The following is a 16,596-nucleotide window of genomic DNA, read 5'->3' as shown; positions in this document are numbered from 1 at the left end:
AAAAAGCAAGGAAAATCGAACAAAAGTTCGCATCAGTTATGATCGTTGATGGCACGACGAATCAGATCCAATCCGTTTAGTACAGATCGCCAACGATTTAATTGGCGATCATCCGCAAAGTGATATTCATGTGCAACTACTGGTTCGTCACGATATGCTAAGCCAATCCAAACTGTGCCAGCCGGATGACCTTCTAACTCGTCTGGACCTGCAACCCCAGTAAATGAAACCGCGATATCTGTATGCAACAATTTCTTCGATTGCTGTGCCATCCAAATAGCTGTCTGCTCACTGACCACGCCAAATTGATCAATCACAGACTGTGGAACAGCAATCAGCTCATGTTTCGCAGAAGCCGCATACGTTACAAAACCGCCTGGAAAAACAGCTGAAACGCCAGGAACTGATCCAATCGTACTTTGAAATAAACCAGCAGTTAAACTTTCAGCTGCCGTAATACTTAAATGATGCGCAATGAGCTGATTAACAACTACAGTGGCCAAATCGTTATCGTCGCCGTAGCCGTAAAAGTACTGCCCAATGCGATCTTGAACGGTCTTCTCCATTTTATCTAACAGAGCATTAGCAACCTGGTCGTCTTTGGCGTTAGCGGTCAAACGCAACGTGACTTCACCGCTTTTAGCATAGGTGGCTAACGTCGGATTCGTCTGATTATCAATTAAATCATCTAATTGACGCGCCAAATCTGCTTCACCAATCCCAAAATACCTTAATACACGGGACTTTAGCCGCTCTTCAATTTGATACGTGTCCCTTAAGACCGGCACGACTGTTCGATCAAACATATCGATTAATTCACGTGGCGGTCCTGGCAGGACTAAAAAGTCTGTCCAGTTTGCCTGATGAATAAAGTCACCAACAGCCATACCATTTTCGTTAGGTAATGAACGACCACCGTCCACATACAACGCCTGCAATCGATCGTTATCACCTAGCGACCGGCCAGTCGTTTTATAATGCGTAACAATCTTATTGAGCGCCTGCTCATCAACCACTAATTTTCGGCCTAAATGCCTTGCAACAACTTGCTTGGTTAAATCATCTCGTGTAGGTCCGAGACCACCCATCACAACAACGAGATCACTTCGCTGCTCCGCCAATGCAATGGCATCATCCAAACGTTCCGGATTGTCACCAACTACCTGTTGATGAAATACATTGATGCCCAGTCCGGCTAGTCCACGGGCAACATAACTCGCATTCGTATTGTCGATCTGTCCTAATAAAATTTCCGTACCAACGGCGATAATTTCTGCTTGCAAACGATGTTCACTCCTAACATACGCATTTTAGTCACAAATGTTCGTGCAGTTTTAATTATAAAACAGTTTGCACATAACCGTAGCCCTGAAAAATTGAAAAGAGTATTTAAAAAGACACCTTCACAGTTTGCAAAGGTGTCCTAAAAATCGTTATTTATTTAAACCCATCGCTGAAGACACTCCGGTTTTGAACGAAGTAATCAATTCCTGAATAGAGCGTGAAGAATAAGCAGACATAAAGCAGAATGCCAGCCATCGGTACATGAATGTTATTAAAGAACACATTATTCAAGAATAACAGAATAATTGATAACATTTGCGTGGTTGTTTTGATTTTACCTGGATAAGCCGCAGCCATCACAGTGCCATCGTTTTCAACAATTAATAACCGCAAACCAGTGATTGCAAGTTCACGACACACGATAATTGCAACAACCCAAGCTGGTGCCTTTCCCATCTCAACTAAAATGACAAAAGCAGTCATTACCAGCATTTTATCAGCAAGTGGATCGGCAAACTTACCAAAGTTTGTGACCAAATGTTGTCCGCGAGCAATTCGACCGTCCAAGAAATCAGTTAACGACGCAACAATAAAAATAATCGTACCAATCAAACTCGTGACCGGAATATTCGTTCCGGCCCACGTAACAACTCCCCAATTAAAGGGAATTGCCATAATGATCAAGAAAATTGGAATCAAAATGATTCGAAAAACCGTTAATTTATTAGGTAAATTCACAATGTGACCTCTGCTTATACGTTATTTCGCTTTACTAGTAGCTGCCTGTAATTGAATCGTCAGGACACCAGTATTGCCAGTCCCTTTACTAATATCAACATCTTTACCGTTGATTTGAATCTTAGTCGCTGTCCGATTACCAAATGAAACTGCGACCGAAGTTGCGCCGTTAGGTAAGGTGACCGTTTGTGACTTACCGCTCTGCATTGTTCCGACATAAAGTGCAGAACTACCTGCCGGTGTAACTTGCATCCAAGATGCAGCATTGTCAGCAGCAATAGTAATTTTGTTCGTAGCAGGGGCATTTTCCAAACGATAGGTGCTGTTACCGCCCGTCGTAGAAACAGAGACTAACTTTGCCTTACTGTTTTTCTTCGACTTATCTGAACTAGAGTCGCTACTTGAACTGCTCGAACTTGAGCTACTGGATGAGCTGCTGGAACTTGAACTGGCGCTGCTTGAGCTACTCGATTCAGTATCTTTCGAAGAGCTTACCTTAACTGCACTGCTGGAAATCTGACTATTGTTGCTGGACTTATTCCCATTACGCACCGCAAACACCCAAATGGCACCAAGAATAACCACAACTAGCAACGTTACTAGTGCAATTGGCAAGATTGATCGTAACCGTTCCAATGTTCCGTTACTTTCGCGCACTTGAGGTGTCTTTTCCCGTGTTGCCGGGGCCTCATCAGCTGGCATGACATGTGTTGCAGCCGCCTGTGGCAACTGATCGTTATAATCTTTTAATAACTCATCGCCGTTCAAATCAACCGCCTGGGCGTATTGCTTAATAAATGCCCGCACGTAAAAATCGCCTGGCAACTCATCAAACTTGCCGTCTTCAATGGCGATGAGGTAGCGACGTTGAATTTTTGTGCTTTGTTGAACGTCATCAATTGTTAAACCCTTTGCGTTGCGGGCTTCCTGCAACTTTTGACCAATAGTTGGTGTTTCCTCACTCATAAGATAAAGACTCCATCTTTATAGAATACGTTAATGACACGTTGAATTTAAGTATAGCATAACAGCCTGTTCCTGTTATTGAATTACAAAAACGGTGAATTTTTTTAAGAATTTTCAAGATCTTCCGTATCTTCAGTTGGCAAAACATCAAACACACTAATTCCTTCAGATCGAATTAAGGCTTCTGCTAAAGACTGAACGTCCGCTAAAGTTAGTGACTCTAACAGCTGTGTCTCATCAAGTAAATTAGCATTATCAAACAGCTTGCCTTCATATGCGTTGGCAATGGCTTCCACTGAATTCAGCATCATTATGTGATGGCCGATTGCTTCACGCTTAACCAATTCAAAGTTTTCAATAGCCGGCTGACCGGATAAGTAATCACTGACATGCTCTAACACATTAATAATTGCTTCTGAAAAGCTGTTTGGATCATCGGTATCACTGCTGACGGTCAAAAAGTGGAATCCACGCTCTAAGGAAAAATCATAGTCAAAACTGTCATCAATAATGCCAGCATCATACAGCTTCAGATACGTCTCACTGGTATCTGCAAACAACATATCTAGCAACAAGGATGCAGCCAAACTATATTTTAATCCATCACGCCCACTGGGCACATCGTCTAAACCACGAAGCCCCACAATTGACTTCGGCATTGTAACGTCCAAATGGCGACTTCGATAAGGAAGTATCTCCGTTTGATCATGATTTTCAATGATCGTTCGGTCAATCGCAGCCGGTTGTTCAAACGTCTTGTCGGCCTGATTTTCTTTAATCCAAGTCATTACTGAATCAGGCTCAAATGCCCCCACGATAAATAAATTCATATTACTTGGATGGTAAAACGTTTGATACGTCGACATTAATTGCTCTGCCGTAATCTGACTAATTGAATCGACCGTTCCGGCAATATCAATATGAACGGGTTCTGTTGGATATAAGTTACCCACAATACCCATAAATAACTGCCAGCTTGGGTCATCGTCATACATTTGAATTTCTTGTCCGATAATCCCTTTTTCCTTAGCTACAGTAGCCTCGGTAAAGTAAGGATCTTGAACAAAATCCAAAAGAATATCTAAATTCTCTTTGAGATGACGACTTGCAGCAAACAAATAACTGGTTCGTGTAAAACTCGTATAAGCATTTGCATCTGCACCATATTGTCCAAACAGATCGAACGCGTCGTGATCTGCTTTTTCAAACATCTTATGTTCCAAAAAATGGGCAACCCCATCTGGAATGGTCACTGCTTCATCAGCCCCACGTGGTGTAAACGTTCGATCCGTTGAACCGAAGTCAGTTGTCATTAAGGCATATGTCTTATGAAAACCTGCCTTTGGCAGCAACTGCACCAGTAAGCCATTGGGCAGCGTTTCTTCATAAATAGTTTCGCCTAACTGCTGATAATCGTGTTTTTCCACAGTTGTCTCCTTATCAATCAGATACTTTGTAAATTGGCAATTTGAATTTTAGCTGGCTATTTACTAAGTAAATAACTCGTTGCCAAACTCGTTTGCTGTGCAATTACGGCAACATCCTGGGCTGTGACAGCATTGATTCCATCAATCCAGTCACTTACAGTCATTGGTCTAGCCGTTAAGTCACCCAATAATTCAGAACCAACTACCAATCGTGGCGCATCCTGAGCTGCTTCACGTTGATTAATCAACGTTTCCTTAACCTGACTCATGCGATCCACACTAAACTTTCCCGCCGCCAGATCAGCCAGTTGCTCACCAATGATCTGCTGCACAGTCACCGCTTGCTCTCCATCGATACCGGCCTGTACCAATAACGTTTGATTAAAGAAATTAACGCCTGAATTAGCATAGTAGGCTAGGCTCTTCTTTTCGCGAACGTTAGTAAACAACAATGATAGCGGCGTTCCGCCAAACAGTCCGTTAAAAACCTGCGCCGCAAAATACTGATTGTCACCATAATGAACCGGCAGATGATAAATCAGGTCAAGCTTAGCTTGGGTTATCGGCTGATGTTCCACTTTGCTGGTGACACCCGAAGGAGCTTCCTGTGGTATCGTAATTTGTCGTGACATCGATGGGCGATCCGTTAAATCAAATGAATCAAGCAACGTTGCCACTTCATCAGCATCAACGTCACCCATAACATAAATAAACACTTCATCTTCAGTCAAAATACGTCGATATTCATTATAAACTGACTGTGCCGTTAGACTTTCGACGTCAGCTAACCGACCTGCACTGGGATAAGCAGCCGCAGTGTCGCCAAAGTGCAAATGCTGTGCCTGTAAACGTGCGTACAGCATCTTATCATCGCTGACGGCGCGTAAGGCAATGGCCAAATTTTCTTTTTGTCGATCAAACGTTTGCTGATCAAAACCGGTAATACCATTCTGCGTGCTAACCAGTGGATTTAACATCACTTCGTTGAGGAAATGAAATCCGTCAGCTAATAAATTAGGTTGTCCTTCTAGATAGCGACCGTTGGCTAGGGTCAGTGCAAACTGAAACTGAGCTAAGTTGCCCATTTTAGTGACATTCGTATTAAAATTTGCACCATACATATTGCTCAGCACTGCGGCCAACGCCGTTTGTGTCGGGTACATCGCCGAACTGGTCTCTAATAGATCGGCCAGAAGTGAACGCGTCGTTAACGTTGCTAATTGAACTGGCGAGCAAAATGATACCAGGACGCTAACTGTTTTAAATTGTGTGGTTGGGAGAACGGTTAAATGAACACCGTTTGCTAAATCCTGTTTCAATTCCAGCCGCCTCCGTTAAAATAAATTTGTGTAGTCATCATTGCTTTATACTAGCTGAAAAGCCCCTTAAAAACAATCCTCTCGACTAGAACCGCTATCGAAAAAAACGTAAAAAAATCGTATGACACAAATTCTCATAATCTCAAAATTTGTGTCATACGACTTTTTAATATTTATTATGCTTGAATTTACACTTTAAGTGCAACACTAATTAAATAAAGAATGGCCCATGGCCAAATTTCTGTAAAATGATGTTTGCGAAAACAATCATGAAAGGAACAGAACAAATGAATAATCGTCCCCGTAAATGTCTCGGATGGAAAACGCCTTATGAAATATTCTTTAATGTAGTGTTGCACTTAATTTGACAATTCAAGTGACTAAAAAATTTAACTGAACGTTGAAAACCGCGAATATTCCATAAAAGCTACTTCTGAATTAATGAATCTGAATCCTGCCCGAACCATTTGTGATTAATCTGACTGAGTTGCCCATTCTTAGCAAGTTTAACAAAGGCCTGGTTGATCTTTTTGCGTAAAGTGACATCCCCCTTACGTAAGCCAACCGCGTAGTCTTCCCCGGCAAAATCGCCAACAATCGTTCGATAAGCAGACGGATTGGGTTCGTGCTTAACGTAATAGCCTGCATATACTTGATCGATCAATAATCCCTGAATACGGTTAACGTTCAGATCAATAAAGGCATCATTAAACGTATCGTAGGTTATCGGCGATCCTTTGATATATTGTTTCAATAGCTTAGGCTTTTGATTAACTAACGTTTGAGCTGATGATCCGGTTTGCAAGCCTAAGATTTTGCCCTTCATATCCGAAAACTGCCGGATATTTTGCTTTCTCTTAGTTACCAACACCTGACGATTTCTGAGGTATGGTCGGGAAAAGGCCACTTTGGCTGCCCGCTGAGGTGTTATGGTATAACCATTCCAAATCGCATCAATCGTCCCATTACGCAATTCCGTTTCCTTCATGGACCAGTCGATCGTTTGAAAATCCACTTTGAGACCATACTGGGCAAACGTTGCCTTCGCTAAGTCCACATCGTAACCAACCAATTTCCCATTTTTTTCGCGAAAGCCCATCGGCACAAAGCTATCATCAACACCAATAACGACCGTTCCACGGCGTTTTATATGTTGCCAAGTATCTTGATGATCCGCACGGGTAGCAACGCTCTCGCACCCACTCAAAACTAAAATGCCCATTAGCATGACGGCAACTAATGCCGCTAATCGTCGATACCTGCTTATTGTTCGTTTTCGAATCATTATCTTCATCCTCCCCACTATCCCTGGTCAAACTAACATGACCTTAGGCATTCAGTGGTTTAACTGTCACAACCTGATCGGCAATTTTTTCCGCAAACTGCTGATCATGCGTGACAACAATCTGGGTAATTCCTCGTTTTTTGAGATCTAAAATGAGTTGGCCGACCGTATCGCGAAGCGTTGGGTCCAATGCTGACGTTGGCTCGTCATAACATAAAATAGCTGGTTCCATAGCCAAAGCTCGCGCAATTGCAACACGCTGTTTTTGACCACCTGATAACTGAAATGGATACTGTTTAACGACTTGAGCCAATCCAAGTGATTCAACCAACGGTTCGACTTGTTCACGGGCCTGTTTTGTCGTCTGACCTGTTACCATTTTGGGTGCCAACATGATGTTGTCAAACACACTTAGATTAGGAAACAAATTAAAGTCTTGAAATACAACACCGATTTTACGTTCACTTCCACGATCCTCAACTGGATCGAACGGTTGACCGTCTAAAAGAAAGCTGCCTGAGTCTGGTCGTTCTAATCCAGCAATGCACCGTAACAAGGTCGTTTTGCCGGCACCAGAGGGACCGACGATACTAACAATTTGTTGGTCAGGAACAACCATTGAAAAGTTGTTTAAAATTTTGCGTTGTGCAAATGATTTGTTAATGTTTTTTAATTCCAGCATAGTTTGTCCCTCCTATCGGTAGTAACTGTAGTGTTTCTCTAATCCACGTAAGGCGTAAGTACAAACCAACGTCAACAAAAGATAAATAATCCCCACTAAGATCAGTGGAACCAATGTGACATCTCTAGCAGATGCCACATTGCCGGCACGCAGCAGATCACCTAACCCAATAACATAAACCAGCGATGAATCTTTGACCAAGTTGATCACTTCATTACCAACAGCGGGGATAACGCTTTTAACCACTTGTGGCAGTATGATCTTTCGCAATGTTTGGGTATAAGTTAGTCCGAGCACTTGAGCACCCTCATACTGACCGTGGTCAATACCGGCAAAGCCACCACGGAAAATTTCAGCAAAATAAGCTGCGTAGTTTAAGATAAAGGCGAACAGAGCTGCGGGATAACGGGCAAACACAATATTAACGTCTGGAAGTCCGTAAAAGACAAACATCAATTGAAGCAATAGCGGCGTCCCCCGCATAAGCCAAACGTAAAAGTTTAACACCCAACGAATCGGTGAAAAGCGTGACCGCAGTCCCATACTAACTAATACACCCAGTGGTAAGGCACCAACCAACGTCCAAAAGAAAATACGAATGGTCATCCATGCCCCACTAAATAATGATGGCAAAATCTGATTGACGTATGTTAACGACATGTTAACCCCTCCTATGATGAACAACTTTTTAAAATAATGACAACATGTAGCGGCTTGACACAAAAAAATCCCCTAACTAGCCTAATTGCTAGTTAGAGGACGCTGGTTAACGTGGTGCCACCTCATTTTTCTACCGCCTCACGACGATAAACTCACGGAGTTTATAAACAAAAACACGCCCTCTTTAGTCATCCTAGTGACTAAAGAGGGCGTGTTCGCGCGGTTCCACCTCAAGCTTTCAATTACTTCACAGTAACTGACTCAACGAGTTTGTTTATAAACTCCTTGGGGTAACGGACCGACCGGTTTAACCTACTTCATAAATTCAGTCAAACGACTCACAGATGTGTTTCAACAACAGTCATGGTAATCATCACAGCAGCGATTACTTTCTGGACAAGCCTGTCATCTACTCTTCTGTTCAATGTCATTTCATTCATATTTTTAAGTTAGCAACACTATAGTGTTCTTTACACGCTCTGTCAACCCTATTAAATACGCCACACAGTAAAAAAATTTACTGAACACGTGCACCACGCAAATAAAGTTGGCGTAATGGCACATACAAGATCAACAGAATCACTTCATTTAGGGCCAACGTTGGTGCCAGATCGATTACCATAAAATCAGCGAATGACGTACCAGTGCCACCAATCATTTGTAAGGCCGACCAACTCAATAATGGTTGAATGGTAAAACCTAAAAAACCGCCCAGCAATGTCGCAAATAAATTAACGGGAAGCACTTGTCGTAAAGTACGAGCTAACCATACGATAACTGGGAAAATAAACAGGTATACGCCCCAATAGCCACTGTAAAAGAGGTCAAAAACCACGCCAGCGAAAACTGCAAACCAATATGTTGGCATATGATATTGATCTTCAAAGAAAGACGCGCAAAGCAACCACAGCGTAGTAATCTCTGGCACAGCCGTCGCCGAACTGCGGAATAAATGGCCAGCGAACTGCTGGCTGATCGTGCCATCCAAAAACACACTCAACAGAAGGCCAATAATAAACGTCCAGCGTAAGCTTGATTCACGCATGTCATCATCCCCCTATTTATTGTTTTGCGGCAACTGTAACAACGTTAACCGTTCCAAGATTGCCCGCCGGCTTGATGTAAACCTTGTTTGCCAAGCCATAATCGTCAGAGCTGGTTGAGACAATCGTGCCAACAAACAGTCCCTTAGGGGTTATGCCGCCGAGTCCACTAGTTGTCACTTTATCGCCCTTTTTAATGGCAACCTTAGTCGTGATCTGACCCATTTCTAACAGATTTTTGTCTTTATCATAGCCAGTCACAATGCCATTAACCGTCTCACCACCGGCATTAGTGACCTGAATAGCAAACCGGTTAGCGGTGTCAGTATCATCAGAAATCAACTCAACCTTACTGTTGGTTTGATTGACCTCAATCACGCGGCCAATCAATCCCTTGCCCGCAAGAACAGGCATGTTTTTCTTGATGCCACTGGTTTTACCTTTGCCGATAACCAATTGATTCTGCCATGCCGATGGTGTTCGAGCAATAACACCAGCCGTAATTGGCTGGTAATCAATCAAGCTATTGTTTAACTTGGCTTCGCTACGTAATTCTTTATTTTCATTTTCAGTTGTTTGCAAACGAACCTTGTCCTGGGCCATTTGATCAACTTGTTGTTTTAACTTCTGATTTTCATCATACGTGCTTAACAACTGAGAGATCGAATTGACCCCAGCACCGACGCCACCAACAGGTACACTTACCACTCGGTCAGCAAAACCAGCCACATCATTCCCAAATTGTTGAATGATCGGTGGTGTATTTCGACGATTACGAACCGTCACCGATAACGTCAATAGTCCCAGGCATGTAATGATTCCCACGGCGATGATTACGAGTCGTCGGTTTGAAAAGAATCTATGCATTGTTACCTCCAAGTCTAAAAACATCACAATCAAAAAGTGCGACACAAACGCGTTGGCGTCGCGGTTATCTAACCACTTTCAACGTCCGTTGACGCGGTCTGGACAAAAACAATGTCGTTTTCACACATTATTTTTGTCGACCAAGACCAATGCTTTGTGCCACACATTTTCGAATTATTAACGGTTGTTGCGCCGTTTCATGACGTCAATACTCTTCAACGATTCACCAGTACCAATAGCCACACAGTCGAGTGGTTCATTGGCAATGAACACTGGCACCTTGGTTGCTTCAGAAATAACATCCTGAAGATTCTTCAGTAATGCACCACCACCGGTCAAGACAATCCCATGATCGATAACGTCTGCCGCAATTTCAGGTGAGGTTTCTTCCAGTGTTTCCTTAATGGCAGCAATCACTTCAACAATGGTGTCGTGAATTGCTTTGGCAACATCTTCAGCAGTAACATCAATGGTCTTTGGCAAACCAGAAATCAAATCACGGCCTCGGATTGATGCGCCATCCATGCTTTCAGAAGCTTCAACAGAAGCAGAACCAATTTGAATCTTTAAGTTTTCCGCTGTCGTTTCACCAATCAATAAATTGTACTTTTGACGAACGAAAGCAACAATTGACTCATCGAGCTTGTCGCCAGCCATACGAATGGACCGACTGGATACAATCCCACCGAGTGAGATCGTGGCAACATCGGTAGTCCCACCACCAATGTCAACAACCATACTACCAGTTGGATCCATGACAGGAAGACCGGCACCGATGGCGGCTGCAAAAGGTTCCTCAATGACGTATGCATCACGGGCACCAGCCACACGAGTAGCATCAATCACTGCCCGCTTTTCAACTTCAGTAATCCCACTTGGCACACATACCATGATGTATGGTTTTTCAGAAGACCGACCGAGGGCCTTTTGAATGTAATACTTCATCATGGCTACCGTCGTATCATAATCGGCAATAACCCCGTTTTTCATTGGTCGAATAGCTGAAATGCTACCGGGGGTACGACCCAGCATCTTACGTGCTTCTTGACCAACTGCAACCACTTCACCTGTATTCGTGTTACGTGCAACAACAGAAGGCTCGCGTACAACGATGCCCTTGCCGTCAATATATACAAGTGTGTTGGCAGTTCCCAAGTCGATGCCGATGTTTTTTTGTCCTAATCCAAACACAGTATTTCTTCCCTTCAAAAGACCCTTAGGCCAAATCATATCGGAAAAAGTATACCATAGAAAAAACAGTGAAAACAGGTCGTTTCCACTGTTATCAAGATTTTTATTCTTCCTTAAACAAACCGAATTACGACGTAGCCGTATCTTTTTCAGCCAAAATTTCCGGTAACGTCACGGCATTAAAGAGATCATGCTCGCCGAAACTGAAATAACTATGACGACCGACGATAAAACAATCTAGTAGCTCAATGCCGAGCAACTGACCAGCCAACCACAGGCGCTGACCAAATTCTTGATCACTTGGTGAGGGCTTGGCCAGACCACTCGGATGGTTATGTGCAACGATTACCCTCGCCGCATTAGCGACAATCGCCTGATAAAAAACATCACGCGGATGGGCAACGCACGCGTCCACTGTCCCACGGAAAACTTCGCAACGGGCAACAACCTGATTTTTAACATTCAGTGCCAGTAGCAATAACGTTTCCTGACGTAAATCACTCATTTCATCGCTCAACGCAATCCCGACTGTGCGGCTGGACCCCGCTTGAGTACCAATTGTTAATTTTGTCTGCCCTTCTGTTTTTGTACCAATTTGTTTCATGTTTGCCAACCTCCAAATTATGACGTTGACTTAACATACGCAAATTGAGGGTCAGTTGTTCGCCACTTCATCATTATCTGTAAATAAATGACGCACATCAGAAATAAAATACAACGACCCTGTAATAATCAGAACATCATCTGCGGACAAACCGCCTGCAGTTTGTGCGATTGCCACCTGCCAATTGTCAAACTTGGGTACAGGCTGTTTTAAACTAGCTTCCAACGCATCCAAATCTGCCGCATTTCGTTTTGCATTAGGGCCTGCGAAATGTGTTAGCACCAAATGCACGTTTGGCAATGCCGCTAGCTTTGGCAACATTTTTTCGTAAGCTTTGTCCGCCAAAACCGCAAAAATAATGGTCACACTTTGTTGTCCAAAATGAGTTTTGATTAGCTTAGCAAGTTCATCCACGGCTGGCTCATTATGTGCACCGTCGATCACCACCAAAGGCTGGTCGTTTAACTTCTCGAAACGCCCTGCCCAGAAAGCAGTGTTGAGGCCATCACGAATACTTTTAACTGACACTGGCAGTTGTTGTAATTGATGCAATTTTAGATAAGTTGCTAGTGCTGTGGCCGCGTTGTCACTTTGATAACGACCCAACATGCTAATTGTCAGATCCTTTAAATGTTGATCAAAACCATCAAAACTAAACCGTTCCTGCCAGCCCTGAGCCGACTGATAGTGAATCTGATAATCACGGTTCATGGCAAACCAAGGCGTGTCCGTACGTGTAGTGACCTCACGAATAACGGACAACGCGCCGTCATCAGTGATGTTTCCAGTAATCATCGGGACATCGGGTTTCGCAATGCCAGCTTTCTGCCAAGCAATTTTGCTAACCGTGTCACCCAACATTTTCATATGGTCCAAACCAATGGTTGTGATAACTGACAAGAGCGGTGTAATCACATTGGTAGAGTCAAAGCGACCGCCAAGACCGGCTTCTACCAGAACGATATCAGCGTGCCCTTCAGCAAAGTACAGCAACATCATGGCGGTCAACGTTTCAAACTCTGTTGGTCCACCCTCAGGCAGTTCTTCGTCTAACGTTGCTTCAACTGGTTGAATAATTTGAACCAGTCGCAGAATATCTGCATCACTGATAGGTTCACCATCCACACTGATTCGCTCATTGAAACGGACCAAATATGGTGACGTGAAACTGCCCACGGTCAACCCATCTGCCTGTAATAGATTGCGCAAAAAGGTTAGTGTAGAGCCCTTTCCGTTTGTTCCGACAATATGAACCATCTGGATATCCGTTTCGGGATGGTTTAACCGCTCCAGAAACAATCTCATACGATCTAATGTTGGTGATTTTTTAAACTTTGATCGGCCGTGAATATAGGCCACAGCCTCTTCATACGTTTTAACCATGTCAGTGCCCCACTCATTCTCAATTTGTCTACTTGCTATCATACATCAACGACTATGTTAGCCATGCAAAAAGCATACAAAAACGCCGTTCCGTTAACTTATTGTCTTGGTTCAAGTTAACAGAACGGCGCTTTTTCAATTGACTATTTTTCAAGCCAACGTTTGTAACAGAGCGTTCATTTAATTACGGCTCGCTTTAACCTCTGCCAAACGGCTAGTGGCTGCTGTTAGTTTTTGTTGCCAATCAGCTTGCTTACTTCGCTCTTCTGCGACAACTGCTTCTGGCGCATTAGCAACGAAGCGTTCATTACCCAGTTTCTTTTCGGAACGGGTTACTTCATTCTGCAAATTAGCGACTTCTTTTTCAAGACGCGCAATTTCATCATCCAAGTTAATCAATTCAGCTAACGGGATGTAAACTTCCGCATCAGAAATGATGGCTGACATGGCCAGTTTTGGTGCCACAACATCTGGTCCAATCTGCAAGTCACTCGGGTGACAGAACCGATCCACAAAATCACGGTTCGTTTCAAACAGTGTCTTCAATTCTGGATTATTGGTCTTAATCAGCAGTTCAACGGCACTACTCATCGGTGCATTGGCTTCACCACGAATATTACGAACCGCAGTGATCAACTCAATTAAGCGACCCATGTCAGTTTCAGCTTTGGCATCATCAAAGTCATCGTGAACAACTGGGTAGTCCGCCACCATGATGGATTCACCTTCATGCGGCATGTCTTGCCATAGTTCTTCCGTTACGAACGGCATCAGTGGATGCATCAAACGCAACGTCTGGTCAAGAACATAACCCAAGACATTTTGTGTGTTCTTCTTAGCGGCTTCGTCATCCCCGTTAAGCACTTCCTTGGTCATTTCAATGTACCAGTCACACAGGTCATTCCAGATGAAATTATAAAGTGCACGACCAACTTCACCAAATTCAAACTTATCGAACAGGCGATGAACGTCAGCGACCGTTTGGTTCAACCGACTCAAAATCCACCGGTCCGCCAAATTCCAGTTTGCTTTGTCTGGCAATACTGGTTTCTCCATGTCGCCTAAATTCATAATGACGTAACGGCTAGCATTCCAAATCTTGTTAATGAAATTCCACGCCGCATCAAGTTTGGTCGTATCATAACGAACATCTTGACCTGGCGTTGAACCGTTAGCCAAGAACCAGCGCATGGCATCGACACCGTACTTATCGATGACATCCATTGGGTCAATCCCGTTGCCGAGTGACTTACTCATTTTACGGCCTTGATTGTCCCGCATCAAACCATGCATCAGCACGTTCTTAAACGGCCGTTTGCCAGTAAATTCAACCGATTCAAACATCATTCTGGATACCCAGAAGAAAATGATATCGTAACCAGTAACCAAATCATCAGTTGGGAAATACCGTTTGAAATCTGGATTATCAGTGTCTGGCCAGCCCATAGTCGTCATCGGCCACAAGCCGGAACTAAACCACGTATCCAAAACATCTGGATCTTGAGTCCAGTTTTCTTCGTCCTTCGGTGCTTCCATGCCAACATACGTTTCACCAGTTTGCTTATTGTACCAAGCTGGAATCCGGTGACCCCACCATAGTTGACGGGAAATAACCCAGTCATGAACGTTATTCATCCACTGTTCATAGGTATCTTCAAACCGTGAAGGCCAGAACGTGACCTTGTCATCTGTCTTTTGGTGATCCAATGCTTGCTCTGCCAATGGCTTCATCTTAACAAACCACTGGGTTGAAAGACGGGCTTCAACCTGCACACCGGTCCGTTCTGAGTGACCAACTGAGTGCACGATTGGGTCAATCTTTAGCATCCAGCCACCGTCCTGCAAGTCTTGAACAATGGCCTTACGAGCGTCAAAACGATCCATCCCGTTATACTTACCGGCATTTTCGTTTAACGTTGCGTCCTCATTCATGGTATTGATCCGTTTCAGATTATGACGGTTACCTACCAGAAAGTCGTTTGGGTCATGAGCTGGCGTGATTTTAACCATCCCCGTTCCAAACTCAGGGTCAACGTATTCGTCCGCAATAATCGGAATCTCGCGGTCAACCAATGGTACCTTGATGTGCTTGCCGACTAATTCCTTATACCGTTCGTCACTCGGGTGAACAGCAACAGCAACGTCACCAAACATTGTTTCGGGACGAGTCGTAGCAATTTCAATGTAATCCTTGCCTTCATACGTCGTGCCATCCGTGAATGGATACTTAACGTGGTAGAAAGCACCCTTATCGTCCTTGTGGATAACTTCAATATCGGACAACGCTGTGCGGGCTTGTGGATCCCAGTTAATAATGTATTCACCACGATAGATCAAACCCTTGTTATACAAATCAACGAAGACCTTACGAACAGCCTTAGAAAGGCCTTCGTCAAGTGTAAACCGTTCGCGACTGTAATCCATGGACAGACCTAATTTAGCCCACTGCTTATGAATAGTAGCGGCATATTCGTCCTTCCAGTCCCAAACTTGTTCCACGAACTTCTCGCGGCCAAGATCGTAACGAGAAATGCCTTGTTCACGCAAGCGTGCTTCAACCTTTGCTTGCGTGGCAATGCCAGCGTGATCCATACCAGGAACCCACAATGTATCGTAGCCTTCCATTCGTTTGTAACGAACTAGCATATCTTGCAAGGCGGTATCCCAAGCGTGTCCTAAATGAAGCTTCCCCGTAACGTTTGGTGGTGGCAAAACAATCGAATAAGGCTTGGCCTTTTTATCGCCAGATGGTTTAAATAATCCTGCATCCAGCCATTTTTGATAGCGACCATTTTCAACGGCACGTGGATCATATTTCGTCGGTAAATCTTTAGTTGCCATGTAATCATTCCTTTCAACTCATCATAATTTTTAAGTAATGTTATCAACGTGTGTGGTGAAAGCAGCGTGTTGTGCCTCCAAACGACAAAAAATCGTCCTAATTTCCATACAGAAAATTAGGACGATTAATCGCGGTACCACCTAAATTGGGTATTGCTACCCCACTCAAGCACGGTTTAACGGACGTGACCCGAATTCACCTACTAACGCTCAGCACTCAAGCGTATTCAGCAAACCTGCCAACAAGCTACTTTCGCTACACGTCGTTTACCGGCCTTCCATCAACACCAGCTTGCTATAAAACCA

The 16,596-nt window shown here is 43.7% G+C and carries 14 protein-coding genes and 2 other annotated features (1 of these 16 cut by a window edge); all 14 genes read right to left on the bottom strand.

The features are described from left to right. Positions 1-32: 32 nt before the first annotated feature. Positions 33-1,283: a competence/damage-inducible protein A gene (locus GB992_RS01040; protein ID WP_161000855.1), complete on the bottom strand. Its 1,251-nt coding sequence runs from the start codon at positions 1,281-1,283 to the stop codon at positions 33-35. Between the two features lie 154 nt (positions 1,284-1,437). After that, positions 1,438-2,022 carry a CDP-diacylglycerol--glycerol-3-phosphate 3-phosphatidyltransferase gene (gene pgsA / locus GB992_RS01035; protein WP_161000854.1) on the bottom strand — a complete coding sequence of 195 codons (585 nt, stop codon included), beginning with the start codon at positions 2,020-2,022 and terminating at the stop codon, positions 1,438-1,440. 21 nt (positions 2,023-2,043) lie between these two features. Then, on the bottom strand, positions 2,044-2,988 hold the full coding sequence (locus GB992_RS01030) for a helix-turn-helix domain-containing protein (RefSeq protein ID WP_161000853.1): 945 nt from the start codon (positions 2,986-2,988) through the stop codon (positions 2,044-2,046). A gap of 104 nt (positions 2,989-3,092) precedes the next feature. After that, positions 3,093-4,415, bottom strand: coding sequence for an EF-P 5-aminopentanol modification-associated protein YfmH (yfmH, locus tag GB992_RS01025; RefSeq protein ID WP_161000852.1), 1,323 nt, complete (start codon positions 4,413-4,415; stop codon positions 3,093-3,095). Between the two features lie 56 nt (positions 4,416-4,471). Continuing rightward, a complete protein-coding gene (gene yfmF / locus GB992_RS01020) occupies positions 4,472-5,734 on the bottom strand; it encodes an EF-P 5-aminopentanol modification-associated protein YfmF (protein WP_161000851.1) in 1,263 nt (420 codons plus the stop codon). A gap of 427 nt (positions 5,735-6,161) precedes the next feature. Next, on the bottom strand, positions 6,162-7,019 hold the full coding sequence (locus GB992_RS01015; protein ID WP_284142922.1) for an amino acid ABC transporter substrate-binding protein: 858 nt from the start codon (positions 7,017-7,019) through the stop codon (positions 6,162-6,164). 43 nt (positions 7,020-7,062) lie between these two features. After that, positions 7,063-7,701 carry an amino acid ABC transporter ATP-binding protein gene (locus GB992_RS01010; protein WP_161000849.1) on the bottom strand — a complete coding sequence of 213 codons (639 nt, stop codon included), beginning with the start codon at positions 7,699-7,701 and terminating at the stop codon, positions 7,063-7,065. Between the two features lie 12 nt (positions 7,702-7,713). Next, positions 7,714-8,361 (bottom strand): amino acid ABC transporter permease, encoded by a 648-nt coding sequence (locus tag GB992_RS01005; RefSeq protein WP_161000848.1) that lies wholly within the window; start codon positions 8,359-8,361, stop codon positions 7,714-7,716. 202 nt (positions 8,362-8,563) lie between these two features. After that, positions 8,564-8,795: a binding site (T-box leader), on the bottom strand. A gap of 83 nt (positions 8,796-8,878) precedes the next feature. Next, positions 8,879-9,406: a rod shape-determining protein MreD gene (gene mreD, locus GB992_RS01000; RefSeq protein WP_161000847.1), complete on the bottom strand. Its 528-nt coding sequence runs from the start codon at positions 9,404-9,406 to the stop codon at positions 8,879-8,881. A gap of 16 nt (positions 9,407-9,422) precedes the next feature. Continuing rightward, the gene (gene mreC, locus GB992_RS00995) at positions 9,423-10,271 is read right to left on the bottom strand and encodes a rod shape-determining protein MreC (protein ID WP_017261210.1); all 849 of its coding nucleotides are present in this window, start codon (positions 10,269-10,271) and stop codon (positions 9,423-9,425) included. 177 nt (positions 10,272-10,448) lie between these two features. Then, positions 10,449-11,462 carry a rod shape-determining protein gene (locus GB992_RS00990; protein ID WP_161000846.1) on the bottom strand — a complete coding sequence of 338 codons (1,014 nt, stop codon included), beginning with the start codon at positions 11,460-11,462 and terminating at the stop codon, positions 10,449-10,451. A 127-nt stretch (positions 11,463-11,589) separates the two neighbouring features. Further along, positions 11,590-12,066 carry a JAB domain-containing protein gene (locus tag GB992_RS00985; protein ID WP_017261212.1) on the bottom strand — a complete coding sequence of 159 codons (477 nt, stop codon included), beginning with the start codon at positions 12,064-12,066 and terminating at the stop codon, positions 11,590-11,592. A gap of 51 nt (positions 12,067-12,117) precedes the next feature. Continuing rightward, positions 12,118-13,449, bottom strand: coding sequence for a bifunctional folylpolyglutamate synthase/dihydrofolate synthase (locus GB992_RS00980; RefSeq protein ID WP_161000845.1), 1,332 nt, complete (start codon positions 13,447-13,449; stop codon positions 12,118-12,120). Positions 13,450-13,629: 180 nt separating this feature from the next. Continuing rightward, entirely contained in the window at positions 13,630-16,290 is a 2,661-nt protein-coding gene (locus GB992_RS00975; protein ID WP_161000844.1) for a valine--tRNA ligase, read from the bottom strand. Positions 16,291-16,404: 114 nt separating this feature from the next. Then, positions 16,405-16,596, bottom strand: a binding site (T-box leader) (it continues 32 nt past the right edge of the window).

It is taken from the genome of Furfurilactobacillus milii (assembly GCF_009863985.1).
Lineage (GTDB): Bacteria > Bacillota > Bacilli > Lactobacillales > Lactobacillaceae > Furfurilactobacillus > Furfurilactobacillus milii_A.
This window is presented reverse-complemented; position numbering and strand designations above follow the sequence as displayed.